Annotated in this window: 17 protein-coding genes; 5 read left to right on the top strand and 12 right to left on the bottom strand. The window is 36.1% G+C overall.

The genetic code is table 11. The annotated features are described in order from the left end of the window. Nucleotides 1-31 precede the first annotated feature (31 nt). A complete protein-coding gene (locus tag H3T44_RS05160; protein ID WP_198196433.1) occupies nucleotides 32-2,746 on the bottom strand; it encodes a pitrilysin family protein in 2,715 nt (904 codons plus the stop codon). Between the two features lie 229 nt (nucleotides 2,747-2,975). Then, the gene (gene bfr / locus H3T44_RS05155) at nucleotides 2,976-3,464 is read right to left on the bottom strand and encodes a bacterioferritin (RefSeq protein WP_110438757.1); all 489 of its coding nucleotides are present in this window, start codon (nucleotides 3,462-3,464) and stop codon (nucleotides 2,976-2,978) included. 219 nt (nucleotides 3,465-3,683) lie between these two features. Between bfr and H3T44_RS05150 the strand changes: the two genes are divergently transcribed. The 3 genes from H3T44_RS05150 to H3T44_RS05140 all read left to right on the top strand — a co-directional run bounded on the left by H3T44_RS05150 (nucleotide 3,684) and on the right by H3T44_RS05140 (nucleotide 5,516). Continuing rightward, the gene (locus H3T44_RS05150) at nucleotides 3,684-3,863 is read left to right on the top strand and encodes a bacterioferritin-associated ferredoxin (RefSeq protein ID WP_198196431.1); all 180 of its coding nucleotides are present in this window, start codon (nucleotides 3,684-3,686) and stop codon (nucleotides 3,861-3,863) included. Nucleotides 3,864-4,019: 156 nt separating this feature from the next. After that, nucleotides 4,020-4,544 (top strand): hypothetical protein, encoded by a 525-nt coding sequence (locus H3T44_RS05145; protein ID WP_198196429.1) that lies wholly within the window; start codon nucleotides 4,020-4,022, stop codon nucleotides 4,542-4,544. 36 nt (nucleotides 4,545-4,580) lie between these two features. After that, nucleotides 4,581-5,516, top strand: coding sequence for an STM4504/CBY_0614 family protein (locus H3T44_RS05140; RefSeq protein WP_198196427.1), 936 nt, complete (start codon nucleotides 4,581-4,583; stop codon nucleotides 5,514-5,516). Here the strand turns inward: H3T44_RS05140 and ccmI are convergent. From ccmI to H3T44_RS05105, 7 genes are read right to left on the bottom strand one after another with little or no spacing between them, the layout of a single operon-like run. After that, nucleotides 5,513-6,241: a c-type cytochrome biogenesis protein CcmI gene (ccmI, locus tag H3T44_RS05135; RefSeq protein WP_198196425.1), complete on the bottom strand. Its 729-nt coding sequence runs from the start codon at nucleotides 6,239-6,241 to the stop codon at nucleotides 5,513-5,515. The genes H3T44_RS05140 and ccmI overlap by 4 nt on opposite strands. Nucleotides 6,242-6,256: 15 nt before the next feature. Continuing rightward, nucleotides 6,257-6,715, bottom strand: a complete 459-nt coding sequence (locus tag H3T44_RS05130) for a cytochrome c-type biogenesis protein (RefSeq protein ID WP_198196423.1) — start codon at nucleotides 6,713-6,715, stop codon at nucleotides 6,257-6,259. A gap of 3 nt (nucleotides 6,716-6,718) precedes the next feature. Beyond that, entirely contained in the window at nucleotides 6,719-7,267 is a 549-nt protein-coding gene (locus H3T44_RS05125) for a redoxin family protein (RefSeq protein ID WP_110438764.1), read from the bottom strand. Beyond that, nucleotides 7,264-9,258, bottom strand: a complete 1,995-nt coding sequence (locus tag H3T44_RS05120) for a heme lyase CcmF/NrfE family subunit (protein WP_198196421.1) — start codon at nucleotides 9,256-9,258, stop codon at nucleotides 7,264-7,266. Before H3T44_RS05120 ends, H3T44_RS05125 begins: the two co-directional genes overlap by 4 nt. 15 nt (nucleotides 9,259-9,273) lie before the next feature. Further along, on the bottom strand, nucleotides 9,274-9,768 hold the full coding sequence (ccmE, locus tag H3T44_RS05115) for a cytochrome c maturation protein CcmE (RefSeq protein WP_122123333.1): 495 nt from the start codon (nucleotides 9,766-9,768) through the stop codon (nucleotides 9,274-9,276). Beyond that, complete coding sequence (locus tag H3T44_RS05110) at nucleotides 9,758-9,898, bottom strand: heme exporter protein CcmD (protein WP_158523870.1); 141 nt, start codon at nucleotides 9,896-9,898, stop codon at nucleotides 9,758-9,760. Before H3T44_RS05110 ends, ccmE begins: the two co-directional genes overlap by 11 nt. A 2-nt stretch (nucleotides 9,899-9,900) precedes the next feature. Next, nucleotides 9,901-10,680 (bottom strand): heme ABC transporter permease, encoded by a 780-nt coding sequence (locus H3T44_RS05105; protein WP_110438768.1) that lies wholly within the window; start codon nucleotides 10,678-10,680, stop codon nucleotides 9,901-9,903. 127 nt (nucleotides 10,681-10,807) lie between these two features. On the opposite strand from H3T44_RS05105, the gene H3T44_RS05100 reads away from it, so the two are divergent. Together H3T44_RS05100 and H3T44_RS05095 are read left to right on the top strand one after the other, a co-directional pair. Beyond that, nucleotides 10,808-11,116 (top strand): YciI family protein, encoded by a 309-nt coding sequence (locus tag H3T44_RS05100; RefSeq protein WP_155569045.1) that lies wholly within the window; start codon nucleotides 10,808-10,810, stop codon nucleotides 11,114-11,116. Nucleotides 11,117-11,197: 81 nt separating this feature from the next. After that, on the top strand, nucleotides 11,198-12,994 hold the full coding sequence (locus H3T44_RS05095; protein ID WP_198184814.1) for a glycosyltransferase family 2 protein: 1,797 nt from the start codon (nucleotides 11,198-11,200) through the stop codon (nucleotides 12,992-12,994). 24 nt (nucleotides 12,995-13,018) lie between these two features. Here the strand turns inward: H3T44_RS05095 and H3T44_RS05090 are convergent, their stop codons facing one another. Genes H3T44_RS05090 through H3T44_RS05080 form a run of 3 tightly spaced genes read right to left on the bottom strand, consistent with a single transcriptional unit; the run spans nucleotide 13,019 to nucleotide 16,519 of the window. Further along, on the bottom strand, nucleotides 13,019-13,780 hold the full coding sequence (locus tag H3T44_RS05090; protein ID WP_198196419.1) for an ABC transporter permease: 762 nt from the start codon (nucleotides 13,778-13,780) through the stop codon (nucleotides 13,019-13,021). Further along, a complete protein-coding gene (locus H3T44_RS05085; protein WP_155567910.1) occupies nucleotides 13,777-14,517 on the bottom strand; it encodes an ABC transporter ATP-binding protein in 741 nt (246 codons plus the stop codon). Before H3T44_RS05085 ends, H3T44_RS05090 begins: the two co-directional genes overlap by 4 nt. Beyond that, entirely contained in the window at nucleotides 14,510-16,519 is a 2,010-nt protein-coding gene (locus tag H3T44_RS05080) for a glycosyltransferase (protein ID WP_198196417.1), read from the bottom strand. Before H3T44_RS05080 ends, H3T44_RS05085 begins: the two co-directional genes overlap by 8 nt. Nucleotides 16,520-16,677: the final 158 nt, after the last annotated feature.

Genomic DNA, 16,677 nt, shown 5'->3' with positions numbered 1-16,677 from the left:
GCCTTATAATAAATAACAATAATATATAATTTTATTTCTGGTTAATTGGCCCTTTGGTAATCTGGGCGAGGTCATCAATTCTGATCCATGTTTTAAAGGCTTTCCGAATATCGCCGGCACTCATCCGATAATAGATTTGGGCTGATCTTTGCGGTGTGTCCAGGGGCAATCCCAATTCGCTGAAGGTCAAATATTGTGACGCGAGTTTGTCAATGCTGGAACGTTGCAATGGGATGCTCCTCAGCAATGACGCCTTGGCCAGTTGCAGTTCATGTTCGCTGACGGGTTGCGTCTGCATGGCCTGCAAGTCTTTCAGGGCTGCCTTGCGGGCGAGATCAACCTTGTCAGGATCCGCACCAAAACTGATGTTATATCCCGCACGTGTGCGGGACCAGTCAAAAGAGCTGTTTACGTTATAGACATATCCTGTCCTAACCCGCAAGTCCTTGTAAAACCGTCCTGCAAATCCGCCACTTAATATTTCATTGCCAAGGTTCAGGGCATAATGATCCGGATGGTAAACGTTCAGCGGGATGGATTCAACCAATGCGACGCTGCTTTGCACTGCGCTTTTATCGGGAACATGAATGTAGGAGGTCTTGCTATTTGGACGTTGAGGCAAATCAAGATTGGGCCTGACACCTTTCGCCTTCCATGACCCGAAATATTTTTCAACGGTTGCCTTCGCTTTTTCAGGCGTTATGTTGCCTGCCACAACAATTGTTGCAAGGTCTGGACGAAAGGATTGCTGATAGAAATTTTCCAAATCATTTAAGGTTAATTTCATAACTTTTTCAGGGACTGGCTGACGTAAACTTGGGTCATTAATGGGATTAACCGCTTTTGCAACGGATCTGTCAAAATGATAACCTGGGGACTGGTATAATCCTTTTAGGGACTGCGCTGTTTGTGATTTGACGATATCTAGGTTTTCTTGTTTGAAAGAAGGATTTAACTCGCTATCAGCCAATAACTGCATACCACGGTCAAAATAGGGCGTAAGAACAGATAATGAAAATTCGCTTCCTGTATTGATATCGGCAGCGATGTCATCAATCTGTTTGCGAAAAGCCAGACGATCATAAGTCTTGGTCCCATACTTGAACATCTCATCTGTAATGTCTGAAATACCTTCCTTATCTTTTTCCTCTTGCAGACTTGAGTTCTGTCGAATGGCACCGAATACACTTATGGTATCACTGACATTGATTGGCTGAACAATCAAACGAATACCATTTTTCAGGGTTATATCTGTAGGTAAAGGGGATGCCTTGGGTATATTAAGTTTTTTCAGTGCCTTATCAGCCCATTCAGGTAAGGGGACAGGTCTATCAGGAATTGAGGCAAAGGATTCAGCACCTCCATAACCTTTTTTCGATAGAGGATTTCCGGAATCCTCAGGTGTGAGAATCGCCGTGATCGCTTCTTCCGGTTTTAAAATCCTTTTTGCTAATTGGTTAACTTTTTCTGGAGTGACTGCATTAAGAGCGGCAATCATATCATCAGGACTATTTAATTCCTGAAAAGCCAAGGCATTTGACCAGCTGCTGGCCAATCCCGTGATACTGTTGGCAGAGAATTTGAGGGATGCAATCTCCTTGCGTTTTGCCGCTTCAACAAGTTCGGCCGGAACACCATTTTCATGAAAATATCTAAGGATTGTCTGAACCTCGTTCAAAAGGGATTGATAATTCCTGTTTTTTGGAAATGCTGCAATAGCCACGCCAAAGCCCGTATTGCCTTTGGGAATATATTCAAAATCAGCTGACAGGGCCTTTCCCTGTGGCACTAAACCATATAACTTTTCCCGCTGGCTTGAAATAACGTCACTCAGAATGGTCGCGGCGGCATAATCACTGGATTTTTCCCCAGGCATACGCCATGCCATTGTTATAAGTCCAGCTGGGAGATCCGTTGGAAAATGTAATGTTTTGGCTTTTATTGGCTTTAATTTGAAAGAGGTTTGTTTGGGTAGATTTTTGCGAGGTAGGGAAGAAAAATTTTGTTTGACAGTTGCCAGGGTTTTTTGGGGATCAATATCGCCTGAGATAACAAGGATTGCATTATTGGGTGTGTAGTAAGTTTCATAAAATTCACGTAAATCCTGAACGGTTGTTTTATCAAAAGATGGACGGGTTCCCAAAGCATCATGTTCATATGGGGTGTCCTTGAATAAAATCTTTTGTAATTCAGAAACATATTTATAAATTGGATTGGACAAATCCCTTGAAACTTCTTGTTCAATCGCTCCACGTTCCTTGTCCCAATCCGCGGCATTTAAGCTTAATCCATTCATTCGTAAAGCTTCAATTTTCAGGATAACATCTAAATCTTCGGCAGGAGCTGTGTAATAATACTGTGTGACGTGTTCTGTTGTAAAGGCATTATAGCTTCCGCCCAATTGTGCCCCGATAATTGCCAGCTGATCCTTGTCTAGACCTTTGCTTCCACGAAACATCATATGTTCCAATGCGTGTGCAGTTCCCGGGAATCCCTTTGGCGTTTGGTTGGAGCCGGCAAGATAGTTGACTTGCGCCGTAACAACAGGGGCCAAATTATTTTTAATGATAATCACCCGTAATCCATTTTTCAAAGTGGCGCGAATTACCTGCTGTTTTGAAGAAGATATATTTTTTGATAAAATATGATTGGTGGGAACAGAATAGGCAGGATGAAGAAACCCGCTAAAAGGGGTGGTTGCAAGCAAAGTCAAGCTTAGTGTCAAAGGGGGTAGGATTGATCTCATGTCTTTGATTTCCTGTTCGGGTCTTGTCTATATAAAATATTTAAAACAGGGTTGTTTAATTTGTAAAAGCTAATCTTGCTTAATTACAGAGGATCTGTCAAAGACAATCTATTGTAAGATTGGATATATTAACTTGATTTGTATGAAAAAGGATAATTCGTAATTTTCTTAAAAAGTAAGATAGTAACATCTTACTTTAATAAGATATCCATATTGAATAAAATTTGAATTACGATTCTTGTTCCGTTGCGTGATCGGAATTTAAAGTGATGTATCGACCTATAGAAATTTGTTTGATCAGATCAAATTGTTTGTCAATGAAGTCAATATGTTTTTCTTCAGAATCCAAAATTGAAACAAAAATATGACGAGTCACGTAATCCTGTATCTGTTCACAATAGGAAACTGCCTCGCGTAAATCTTTGCAAGCCTTCATCTCCATCTGGCGATCAGCATGGAGGATCTCTTCAACTGACTGACCAATCTGTACGGTGTTTAGTCTTTGCATATTGGGCAATCCGTCAAGCATGAGAATACGTTCAATCAGCGAATCTGCATGTTTCATTTCCTCAATGGATTCCTGGTATTCTTTTTTGCCAAGAATGGTGACCCCCCAATGACACAGGGTTTTGTAGTGAAGATAATATTGATTGATGGCTGTTAATTCATTTGTAAGTTGAATATTCAAATATTCAATTACTTTTTTATCTTTGATCATTAATGAAATCCTAGTTGCTGTATGTTTAAATTACTTGCATTTTATTTAAATAATCTTTGTGATTATTTCATTAATTATATGTTTTTTTTGTAAATAAAAAAAGAAATAAATCCATAATCAAAAAAAGTTTATATACGTAATAAAAAAATTGTAGACATAGTTATTAAGAATGGTTATTATAATCATTATTAACAACCTAGTTGTGATGGGGCCTTGGCGATGTATATTTGTTCATGTCGTGCATTAACCGACAAGGATATAGGAAATGCCATTAAGGATGGTGCAGACTGTCCAAGCAAAGTCTATAAATCTTGTGGTTCAAAACCCGACTGTGGTCGATGTATTCAACGGATTTTGATTATGTTGAAAGAACATAGGCAAAACGCGATCCAACCCTAATTTTGTATGTTTGTTTCTTGATATCCTTTAACCCGCTTTTTAATTAAAGCGGGTTCTTTTTGTGAAGGTTAAAATATAATTTTTGGAAATGTATATTGTTTGATTAAGCTTGATATAATGCTATAACTTTTTTAAAAGTTGCTGGATAAAAGTTTCATGTTTTCAAATAATAAACCCCCCATTTCTGATCGAATTCTCGCTCTTGATCTATGGTTACTGGATCGTTTTTTCCAACCAATTGCTGACCGTCTGCCAGAAAAATGGTCAGCATTGAAAATTGGAATGAGTTTACAGCTCGGATCGCTGGTTTTTTCAGCCGGTTCCCTGATCCTACTTGTTCTTTATTTTGAAATGAGTGTTTTTTCTGTGCTTTTTAATGTAATGGCATGGTGTCTTGGCGTGTTATTTTATCTATCCATTTATCGTATGCAATCCATTATTCGGGTAGGATTTCTCAATCCGTTTCGTATGATGCTGGCAGGCATAAGAATTATCTCGATTCCATTTGCAATCTATTCAATCTATCTAGGAATCATCGCGGATCAGCGTTTTCAGGAAACATTATTATTGAACAGCATCAGTAATACAATTTTTGTGTTTGGCATCTACCTTATCTCCTGTCAGCCCAACCCTCCGCCAGAAAAGAAACGTCAAACCGCTTTTTCATTGAATACAATGTAAAAAATATTTTAATTCCATAAAAAGAAGTTTTTAAAAATGGTAATCATAAATCTATATTCAAATCGTATAAAAGCTGAAAAAGCTATCAAAAATGATGTCTATGTTTATGACTGTTTTTCTAAAGAATTAAAAACACAGATTTTTTTCATTTTAAAGAATTTATTAGAAATCAAACATGAATATTATTCAAAAGATAATAAATCGCTATGGATTTTTGTTTATGAAATTGTATCAAGGGAATGGGGAAAAAAATTTTTAGACCCTTATTCACCAAGTTTTATTGATCGATTCGAATCTTATATTGTCAATAATGATAATTATGAGCATGTTTTAGACCTAATTGAATGTGTAATTCGAATAAGGATATCAATTCTTTCAAAACTTAATGGTTATTACAAGTTCATTAACGATGAAATCTTAATTAAGTTGATTGAGGAATTAAATAAACGTTTTCTTTATGCAAGCGTAGGGTATCAGTATGAAAATGATGAAATAATCCGTATTGATCATCAATATGTTCATAAGGAAATCGTTAAACCTGCATTAGAGATTATCCATAATCAGGCTTTTGAAAAGGTTAATGAAGATTATAGTAATGCACATAAACATTACCGGAATCAATATATCAAGGATTGTATTGTCGCATGTAATCGTGCTTTTGAATCTTTGTTGAAATCAATTTGCAATGAATGTGAATGGGAATATGATCCAAACAACCGGGCCAGTGACCTTATAAAAATTATACACAAAAATGGATTGTTTCCTGTTGGGATGGAAAAAACAATCGACAGTTATATCATGACTCTCAAAACAGGGGTGCCAGAATTGCGAAATCATTTTGGTGGTCACGGCAGTTCGTCTCAATCTCCATCGCCATCAATTTATATGGCGGAATATGTTTTACATCTTACCGCGACAAATATTGTTTTTTTATATAATGCTTTCAGGGATTATCAATCCAAACAGAATTAAGGATTGTTTTTCTGATATTCCATGACTCTCTGTTCAGCCATATTTCGCCACGGTGTATCTGAAGGTGCGCGTTGTAGGGCCTGTTGAAAAAGAGTGAATGATTCTTCGGTCATATGACCATTTTTTTGAATTATCAGTTCGGCAATTTGCGCGGCCAGGTAAGGGTCAAAACGTTGGTCAAGAGCTGTTTTCCAGGCTTGAATAGCATTGTCTAACTGACCTTGTTCAGCTTCAATCCGACCCAGTAAGAGGTAACCTTCTATCCGTTTCGGATCATTATAAGCAAGCGTGACAATTTTTTCTTTCAATTGTTTTACATAAGGTGCGAGATCTTTATTCTGTTTTTGCTGTTCAGCTATTCTTGTCCATAAGGGTTGAGATGGCAAGGCAGGTACACCATTAAGCAAATAGAGACCTATGGCGGTCAGGGGAATGCAAATCAAGCCGCACAGAATAAAAAAATGACCATTGGTTGCCGGATCACAAGATATGGAATTATTTTTTTCACTTTGATCGTCAGAATTTAAAAGCCGACGTTGAATTTCAAGTTTTGCCTGATGATATTCTTCTGGTAAAATCAATTCCTGCCGCAATTCACTTTCCAGTTCTTTAAGTTGTAACTGGTAAAAAGCTATTGAAGGATTGTTCGCTATTGAAGGATATTTTTTTCGGTACAGACTTATAAAACAGGGTATCAAACTGATAAGACTGATTAAAATCATCATTATCCATAACATGGATCAAGGTTCTTTCATCAATTTTTCAAGACGTTTTTCTTCATCTTTATTTAAGGGAGATGGCTTCAATCCTTTTTTCCTGAAATTTATGAGAGCTATTAGACACCCTGTCAAAAGGGCAAGTAAAGGCATAAACCACAATAACGCGGTTGCAAGATTAAAGGGAGGACTTAACCGCACGAAATTGCCGTAACGGTCAACCATCCATTGGATGATTTGATCATCGGTTTCACCAGCCTGAACATGTTGGCGAACGACTTTTCTTAGATCCCTTGCCAGTTCGGCATTACTGTCTTCTATGGATTCATTCTGGCAAACAAGACAGCGTAATTGCGAACCAATTTCTTCGGCTTTTTTTTCCTGCCGTTGGTTTGGCAATATTTCATCAGGGCTGTCGAGACCATAGGTGGGAATAGAAAAAAAGTTAATGATTATCAGGACAAGAATGATAACTAATCGCATTGATCAAGTCCCTACAAGCGAAAGCAGGGATGAAACAGCAGTTTTATCCAAAGGTTTGGCATAATGCCAACGTATAATTCCCCCCGGGATAATAAGAAAACTTTCAGGAACACCTGAAATTCCCCAATTGATCCCAATCATCCCCTCATCATCCTGTCCTAGATATTGATATGGATTTTCATGACGGTTTAGAAACTGGTCTATCGTATTATTTTTGTCTTTATAAGCTATGCCCCATATGGAAAGCCTGGTGGAAAGCTGATTCAAAATTGGCATCTCACTGATACAGGGTAGACACCATGAAGCAAAAAAATTGATTAATACGGGTTTGTGCTGTTGCTTTAACAATAGACTGTCAAAATTTTTGTAGGATAATATTGGCTTGAGTTTGAAATCCGGAATAGGTTTGTTCAAATTGGGAAGTTCTATTTTATGTGGATCGAATTTTCCTTTTTTTAAACTGGATAGCATCGTGGCAAACCCTCCACCTGCAAGAACGGTTGCACCCAGTGGTAATCCCCATATCAATCGTCGTCGGGTAATGGATTTCATGATGATTGTTCCATATTTTGCATGGAAAATTTTTTATTGTTCTTATTGGCGCAAAGATCAATAAGGGTGATGATACCTCCTAATATCATAATGAAACCACCGATCCAGATCCAGGGTGCCAAGGGGTTGAAGTGTAATCTCAGGACATAGACGCTAGCTTTGTCATGATTGTTCCTGTTATCTCCAAGAACAGCGTACAAATCAGCGATAAAATTGGTATGAATGGCTACATCTGTTATGACCTGTTGCTGGCGAGGAAAAAAATGTCGGGCAGGAAACATCCAGCATATTGTTTTATTATGTCTACTGATTTTAAGAACCGCTTCCTCGGATTGATAGTTGGGTCCATTTCTTTTCTGTACAGATTCCAGGGTCCATTCATAACCCGCCAGATGCAGGGTTGTCCCAATAGGTACCTCAACAATTTTTTGTTGACTATAGGCCATTCCCACAATCCCCAATAAGGTAACAGCAACGCCAATATGAGCTATATAGGCAGCATAAAAGGATCTGGGTAAATTTTTCATCCGGCTGATATTATTTTTGAAAGAGGTATGAAATAAAGATAATTTACCGCTGAAATCTGTGAGGGCACCCATGATTACCCAGAATGAAACCCCTGTCGCAATCGCTGGCAAGAAACGATGTAAATAAATAAAACTTACGATGACAATAATGATCGTAATAATTCCCATAATGGATAAAGGACGAAGCAAATTTTTTATTTTTGCTTTTTTAAATGCCAACCAAGGTGCAAATGCCATAAAAAAAATAGCAATGAGTGCCGGAGGGATAAAGGTTTTGTCAAAAAATGGTTTTCCAACGGAAATAGTCTCTCCATCAATCATTTGTAAAACAGGAGGGTAGAGGGTGCCAACCAAAATAATGGCAGCCAGGGAGCAGAATAATATATTATTGAGAATGATTGAGCCTTCTCGAGATAAAGGCGCAAATAATGCCGTGAATAAAAGAAGTGGAGCCTGCCACGCAAACAGAACCAAAGCACCTCCACAAATAATTGTTAGTAATACAAGAATGAAAATTCCACGGGTTGGATCTGATGCAAATGCGTGTACGGAATTTAATATGCCAGAACGGACCAGAAAAGTTCCACATAATGCAAGAGAAAAAGTTATAATGGAAAGAAAAATCGTCCATGCTTTCAGGGCTTCACGTTTTTCAACGATCAAGGCTGAGTGTAATAAGGCGGTTCCCGTCAACCATGGAATTAATGCGGCATTTTCGACAGGATCCCAAAACCAGTAGCCTCCCCATCCAAGAACATAGTAGGACCACCATGATCCAATTGCTATACCAGCGGTAAGAAAAACCCATGCAGTAATAACCCAGGGTCTAATCCATCGTCCCCAGGCTGCATCAACTCGTTTTTCCATCAATGCGGCAACAGCAAAGGCGAATGGAATTGAAAAACCTACATAGCCAGTATAAAGAATTGGGGGATGAAACGCCAATCCCGGGTCCTGAAGTAGCGGGTTCATTCCTTGACCTTCCATCGGGGCAGGCCAGATTCGCAGGAAAGGATTTGATGTAATCAGGCAAAAAAGTTCAAAACCAGCTGCGCATCCGCCAAGAATGGCAATGATTTTTATTCTCAATGAAAATGGAAGATGATGACTGAAACTTGAAAAAAGAACCCCGAAAAAGGAAAGTATAAATGCCCACAAGAGAATTGAGCCTTCGTGATTTCCCCATATGCCTGTTACTTTATAAAGAATGGGTTTGTCACTTGCACTATTCTGTAAGATATTTTGCACAGAAAAGTCATTATTCAATGCTGCTGTAACCAAACAAATAAATGTTATCAACAGAGTGAAAAACTGTCCCCATGCCAGGGGGGACGCTAGATTCATTAAATGAAAATTATATTTTTTGTTTCCTAGTAATGGCAGAACAAATTGAGCCCCCGCCAAACAGCAGGCAAGTGCCAATGCAAAATGACCAAGTTCGGGACTTAGAAGAATTGAAAACATTTGTCATTCCATTGCTTATTGGGGTTTTATCATGTGGTTCCAGCTGTCTGGATCGGGTGGTGGACCAAAACGCGGATCCCACTTGCCATTTTTGCGCAAAGCGTCGGCGATTTCTTTAGGCATGTAAGTTTCATCATGTTTGGCCAATACTTCAGTGGCGATGAATATTCCTTGAGGATTTAAGTAACCAATGGCAATAACGCTTTGTCCCTCTCGAAATAGATCAGGTAAAATGCCTCTATATTTTACATGAATAGCGGCTTTTCCATCTGTAATATCAAATATAGCCATTGGTGTGTGATGGTCATTCTGATGATGAAGGGAGTTGGCAACAACCATTCCTCCCAATCGTATTGTGGTAGAATTAGATATGGATTGGTTTATGAGTTGGGAAGGAACTTTGAAATAGACCAAGTTACTTGAAAAAGCTGATAAAATCAATGTGATTGCAATCGCGAAGCCCATCATGCAAGTTAGGATTATCCATAGACGTTGAGTTTTACGTTTCATGATTAAGTTTTTTCATAATGTCCAGTTTATTTTTTGCCTGGTGAAACCGTCTATAAGTGGTAAGCCATAGAGCCAAAACAGTTAACAGGGTAATTCCATAAGCGGAAATCAAGTAGGGGAGATGCGACATGATCATTGCATTGACAAAGATTGTGAATTGATAAGTAGGCGATGGATCTGGTTTTCAAGAATGGCGGTTCGAATTCGTGTAAATAGTATACCTATAAATCCAAGGGAAAAACCCAGCGAACAGAAAATCAATGGGGTAGCAATGGAAAGAGTGATTGAAGAGGCATGGGTTAAACTGAATGTATTTGGCTGATGTAATGTGTTCCACCATTGAACACTGAATTTGATTATAGGGAGATCAAAAACGCCTGCAAGGGCAAGAATGGAAGCTGCCTTATAACCCTTTTGAGGTTCATCAAAGGCATGACATAAAGTGATATGTCCTAAATAGAGAAAAAACAATATCAGAACTGATGTTAATCGTGCATCCCAAACCCACCAAGTGCCCCACATGGGTTTTCCCCAAATGGACCCCGTTATTAAACATAGGGCAGTTACAATAGCTCCAACAGGTCCAATTTCTTTGGCCGCTAGATCGGCTAAGGGATGTTTCCAGACTAGGGATGAAAAACCGCAAAAAGCAAGTAAAATATAACCGGCACTGGCAAGCATGGCCATGGGAACATGAATATACATAATTCTTACGCTATCCCCTTGCTGCCAATCTGCTGGGGAGATAAAAAGGCCCCATATTATTCCAATGACGATGAAAAGCAAAGCAAACCCGTTGATCCAGGGCTGCAGTTTTGTCGTAAACTGAAAAAAAATTTTCGGATTTGCCAATCGATTGATTGAAAAAAATCGATTACTTCTTGGTTTTGATAGAGTTCTTGAATCAGTCATTGAAAAATAATCAGGGTTTATGGAAAATAAGAGGATATTTTATATTTAAAAAACTGGCAAGCTTATCCATTCTTGGTCATAATATGTTTTTTTATTTATGATTTGTAAAGTAGTGATGGGAGAACAAATGTTATTTGTAATAATGTGTAATGACAAACCTTCGTCTCTAGAAATGAGAATGGCTGTTCGCTCTCAACATCTGGCGTATCTTAAAACTTATGAAAAACAAATAAAAATTGCTGGTCCCTTATTGGATAATGAGGGAAAAAGTTGTGGCTCACTCATTATTTTGAATGTAGAAGATCGTGCAGCTGCCGAGGGATTTGCCATCAGTGATCCTTATGCAAAAGCAGGTTTATTTGAAAGTGTCATAATTCGTTCCTTTAAGGAAGTTTGTTCCGAAGGTCAGATGATTCGAAAATATATTATGGAATAATTGAATTTTCACAATAATAAATGATAGAACATTATTAATGTATTTTATATCTATCAACGTTATATATCATTGGGATTTTTTATGAAAGATTTATCATTGTTACAAAAAGTTGTTATACCATCAGGAATAGCACCTTTAGGATTATATATAAGGACTCGTTATCCAGAGTTATGGTTTTTACAACCTAATGAATTAATTTTTCAAAAAAGGAATGTTGAATTCAAGATTGATGAACATATAGCATTTAACACATTTTTTGGTGCGTTTTCACTTACAACATGGATGAATAAACCGGATATAAAAGAAATTGTAATTTCAATTCAATTTTCAGGTGAAGGAATTGTTACCATATGGCATGATAATGGTTATGAGCCTCCATTTTATGTTATGCAAACAGCAATTAAAGGTCAAAACCAAAAAATTGATTTGACAATAGATTTAAAAAAACTATCGGGGAAAACAGGAATTATTTTTCCAGAGATAACAATTTTAAGCGAATCTTTTTCAATATCTAAAGTTTTTTATTTTACTACACAAAAACCAACAAATAATGTACGTATGGCTTTAATAATGCCTACTTTTAATAGAGAAATTTATGTAAAAAGAAATTTAGAGATAATTAAAAATTCTACATATGATGAACTCGATAATAAAGTTTCAATTTTTATTATTGATAATGCTAATTCTAATAGTTTTGATGATATAGAGTATGAAAATGTAAATATAATAAAAAATCGTAATTTCGGGGGAGCAGGAGGATTTGCTAGAGGTATATTAGAAGTTTTAGATAGTCAATCTAATTTTACTCATGTATTATTTTGCGATGATGATGTATTAATTGAGCCTGAAGTAATTTGCAGAGCTTTTCATCTTGCAAGTTTTTTAGATGATAAAAGCATTATTCCTGGTGGAATGATGAACTATGGTGATCGAGGACGTTTACATGAAATTGGAGCACAAGTCAAAGGTTTTGATTTTAGTAGTGTAAAACCTAATTTGGATTTGACAACATCTTCTGGTGTAATATTTTATGATAAATTAGAATATAGTACTTTTTATGGTTGGTGGTTTGTAGTTTATCCAAAAAAAATTATTGAAAATTTTTTACCTGCTCCATTTTTTGTAGGTTGGGATGATGTTCAGCAAGGACTTGTTTTACAAGGAAAAGTCGATATCGTAACATTAACAGGAATTGCAGTTTGGCATGAGGAGTTTACAAAAAAAGAAGTTAATTGGAGATGGTATTATCATATTCGTAATGGATTAATTGTTAATTTTGTATATGGAAAACCACCTATATTTAAAGAAGCATTAAATATATTTAAATGTCTTTTAACCTATAGATATGAACGTGCAGAATATTTATTGGCTGGCATAAAGGACGCAATGAAAGGGCCAGAGTTTATAAAAAATTTAGATCCTGAAATTTTTCATCAGGATCTTGTAAAAAAACAAAAAAGTAAATTATTAAATATCCGTCAAGATCAGATGGATATGAAAGATTATAATCGTTTTATAAAGTATTCATTTATAAGAAAATTATTTATAATTTTAACATTAAATGGACATTTGTTACCTTTAAAATTAATGTATAAAGCTGAAACTCCTCTTGATCATGGATGGGTCTTAGAACCGTTACATAGCTTTAGAATAAGTGCTATTTTTAGGTGCCCTAAAGTAATTTATTATGAAAAAATTTCTAATATGGGTATAACTTGTGAAATTGATTCAAAACGTTTTTTTAATCTGTGTAATGAATTGTTTCTTACAATAATTGAATTATATAAAAAGCAATATATATTAAAATTTAAATGGAAAAAATCATTTAACGGTTTAATTACTAAACACTTTTGGAAAAATTATTTAGGATTAAAATAAAATATTGTTTTAATCTTTATAAATTTAATTATACCAATAAAAGAGTTTTTGGGTGAATATTGTAACGATTCCCCACAAACTCATTGTCATGAATGATAATATCAAAAGAGCGGCAAACATCAAATCTGTTTGAAAACGGTTGTTGGCGTTTTGCATTAAATATCCCAAACCGGAAGACGCGCCGACCCATTCTCCAATGACCGCACCAATGGGAGCGATAGCTGCTGCGATTTTCAAACCTGACGAAAAAGCGGGTAAAGCAGCAGGAATACGTACAAATAAAAGTTGTCGTAAGGCAGATGTATTCATGGTTTTGCTTAAATCAAGATATCCTTGAGGTGTTCTGTTTAGGCCGTCAAAAAAGGATGAAGTTATGGGAAAAAAAATCATTATAACGGTCATTACAACTTTTGAACTTATTCCGAAACCAAACCATAATACGAGTAAAGGGGCTAGAGCAAAGGTGGGAATTGATTGACTGATAATGATGATGGGCATTAACCAGTGACGGAGAAAAGGAACAAGTATCAAAAAAAGAGCAAAAAACATTCCAAAAAAACATCCAATTACCAACCCTATTATGGTTTCTTGTGTTGTTGTAAGCGTGGCTTGCCATAAAAGCTGATGATTAATGTTTAGAGCCTGAATGACCGCTGAAGGTGAGGGTAAAAGATAAGCGGGGATGTAATTGAAAAAACTGATCAACCACCAAATAAAAATCAAGCTTCCGATTAATGAAACAATGCGGATACTTATTAAAAAAGATTCATGTAAATGAGTTTTCATGATTGTGTTTTTTCTATCAAAAGAGATAATAAATGGGCTTGGGCCTTTTGTAAGTCGAGATTTTCTAGCGGATGAGGTATAGATCCAGGAACTACCAAAGAATCGTATAGTTTTGCAGGAGTTCCTGCCATAATCTGAATTTGTTCTCCCAATCGACAAGCTTCGAAAGGATCATGTGTGATAAGAATAACTGTTTTACCTTTCAACAATTTTGCCGTATAGGTTTGCATGTTGGTTCGTGTTACACTATCCAATGCTGAAAAAGGTTCATCCATTAAAACGATGGGGCGATTTTCATACAGTGTTCTTGCAAGAGCGATACGTTGACGCATTCCGCCAGACAGTTCGGATGGATATGCATTTGCAACATGGGATAAGCCTACTTGTTCAAGGATATCCAAAGCTTTATGCCGATTTGGTTTTTCACCACGGAGTTTACTGCCTAGGGTGACATTATATAGTATTTTTGCCCAAGGCATTAACAGATCCTGTTGTCCCATATAACTGATCCGTTTTGATAAAGATTTGTTATCATCCGCTTTTACGCTTCCCAGCTTACAATGTTGCAATCCTGCAATAATTTTTAAAAGACTACTTTTACCCACGCCACTTGCACCAAGAATAATACTGAATTTTCCGGCTGGAAAAACAGTGTTTAGATTTTTGAACAATTGACAATTATTGAAGGTTAATGAAACATTTTCTATCAAAATGCTTGGGGGATTGGAATCAGACATTATTTTCAGTTAATCCAAATGGAATTGAAATGCGAGGGGGAAAGGCAAGCTGGTAATCTCTTCCACGTTGCAGGGAATAATTGGGATTATAAAATGGATCATAATTTATGATTTTAAAATGTTTTTTTTTCAGGGAAAGAATTTCCTGTCGTTCTTTTCCGGAACGTTCACCCTTGTAATGATTTCCGAGTGAAAGAGATTCGTAATGGATCAGTTGTGCATTCTGACATTGGATGATATGATATTTTTTCTTTCTTAAACGTAAACAGAAATCAATATCATTATATGCTATTTCAAATGTCTCATCAAATCCATTAACCTCGTTAAAAGCCAGACGACGAATAACCATACAGGCACCTGTCACGGCACTGACCTCATGATCATGCGTCAGGTAAAAATTATCTGACTTATGAAAACGACCGGCATGTTCACATAAATTAGCGGCACCCATTATAACGCCCGCATGCTGAATATTTTTATCAGGATAAAATAGTTTTGCACCAACAGCGCCTACTTTTTCATTTTGCATATGACCCATCATTAAGGATAACCAGTTTTGATCCAGAGGTTCAATATCATCGTTTATTAGGGCTATAAAAGGGTATTTAGAATTCCTGATGGCAACGTTGCAACTTTTCGAAAAATTGAATTGATCTGTTTTGACAAATAGAACTTTTAAATATTTATAATACTGGAATGAACTGAGAAATTTTTCTTGTTGTTTTGTCAACGGTTTATTTTGCGAGATGACAAGAATAATTTCTAATTTTGGGTAAGAGGTTTTTTTTATTAGTTTTGTAATACATTGATGTATGGTTTCGGAACTGAGGGTTGTCGGGATGATGAGACTTACGGGATCTTGATAATTTATATAATTTATATCAAAGGGAAATATATGCGTATTAACACTAAATTGCCAATTCAGCTCAGTTTTGAAAATTTTGATGATTTCAATTATTTCATTTTTATCATGTAATGATACTTTTGCAGTCCTATGACTTAAGATCAGAGGGACATGATAAATAAAATGATTTTTTTTCCATAAATAAAGGGCCAATGCCATTCTAATGGCATAAATGGAACGAATTGGAGAATCAAATTCTTTTATGAAATCATCAAATATATCTTTTCTGATAATCCATATATCTTGGGTAAGATAACCTGTCAGTAGAATCGACAAGTTAAAATTTTGCTTGAATACAGGGTTGCTGTGTTCATTCAGATTATTGATTTCATCTGAATCAGCGTAAAGTGCGGCCGGATAATGTTGACGAGTAGCCTGATCGGCAAAAACAGCCAAACTGTGTTCTTCTAAAACTTCGTTTGAATTTTTAAGAATGATATAATGTGCTTGAAAAGCTTGGGGAGTGGTTCTTCCTCTAGTATTCGGATGCTGGTAAAAATTGTTCCAGTCAATTTCCATGGTTTTACCATAATATGTAAATAATGAAAAAACAGGCCATAGATGAATATAATTACTTTCATATAGTTTCTTTATCTCGTTACCATTCCAGTTTTCATATAAATTGTACCAATATTTATATGGTAAATTAGGAAAAAATATTTGTTGATTTTGTAATAATCCCATTCGAATACGTTTGTTTAGATGAATGAAGGGATAACAAAAAATTTTTATAAAAGTAAAAGGATTTATAATAATTAATATTAAAGCCGTCGTTAAGCGGCTCAGAGCCCGAATTTTTACTGATGAAACTGATTGTAAAGCGGAATTAAAAATTTTGGCGATTGGATAGATTCGTAAACAGTTCGTTTTCTCAGGAAGATAAACAAGAGATACACGCCAAAAGTTGGGAAGAAACCTACCGGAGACAAGATAAGTTAAAGGTTCAAATGTTGGGTCATCCCTATGGTTTATATATAGATACAATGGGATCGTTTTGGGTAATTTTTTATGTAATTTTACGGAAATCAGGCACCATTTTTTTTGATATTTAGAGGGTAATAACCTTTCAAAATAGAAAAAATCTCGGAAAAGTGACATCTCATCTCACGTTTGTTATTCGACAATTATTTTAAATTATAAAATTATTAAAAACTTAATTTGGTTTATTTTAACATTTTTGAATAAAAATTGAAATATTTGTGAAATTATATTTCAATCTTAAGTGGCTTATAAATGGGTATTGAGCTTATTTTCGT

Source organism: Commensalibacter sp. M0355, assembly GCF_016101365.1.
In the GTDB taxonomy this organism is placed as follows: domain Bacteria; phylum Pseudomonadota; class Alphaproteobacteria; order Acetobacterales; family Acetobacteraceae; genus Commensalibacter; species Commensalibacter melissae.
The sequence above is the reverse complement of the archived record's forward strand: the minus strand, read 5'-3'. Positions and strand labels throughout refer to the sequence as shown.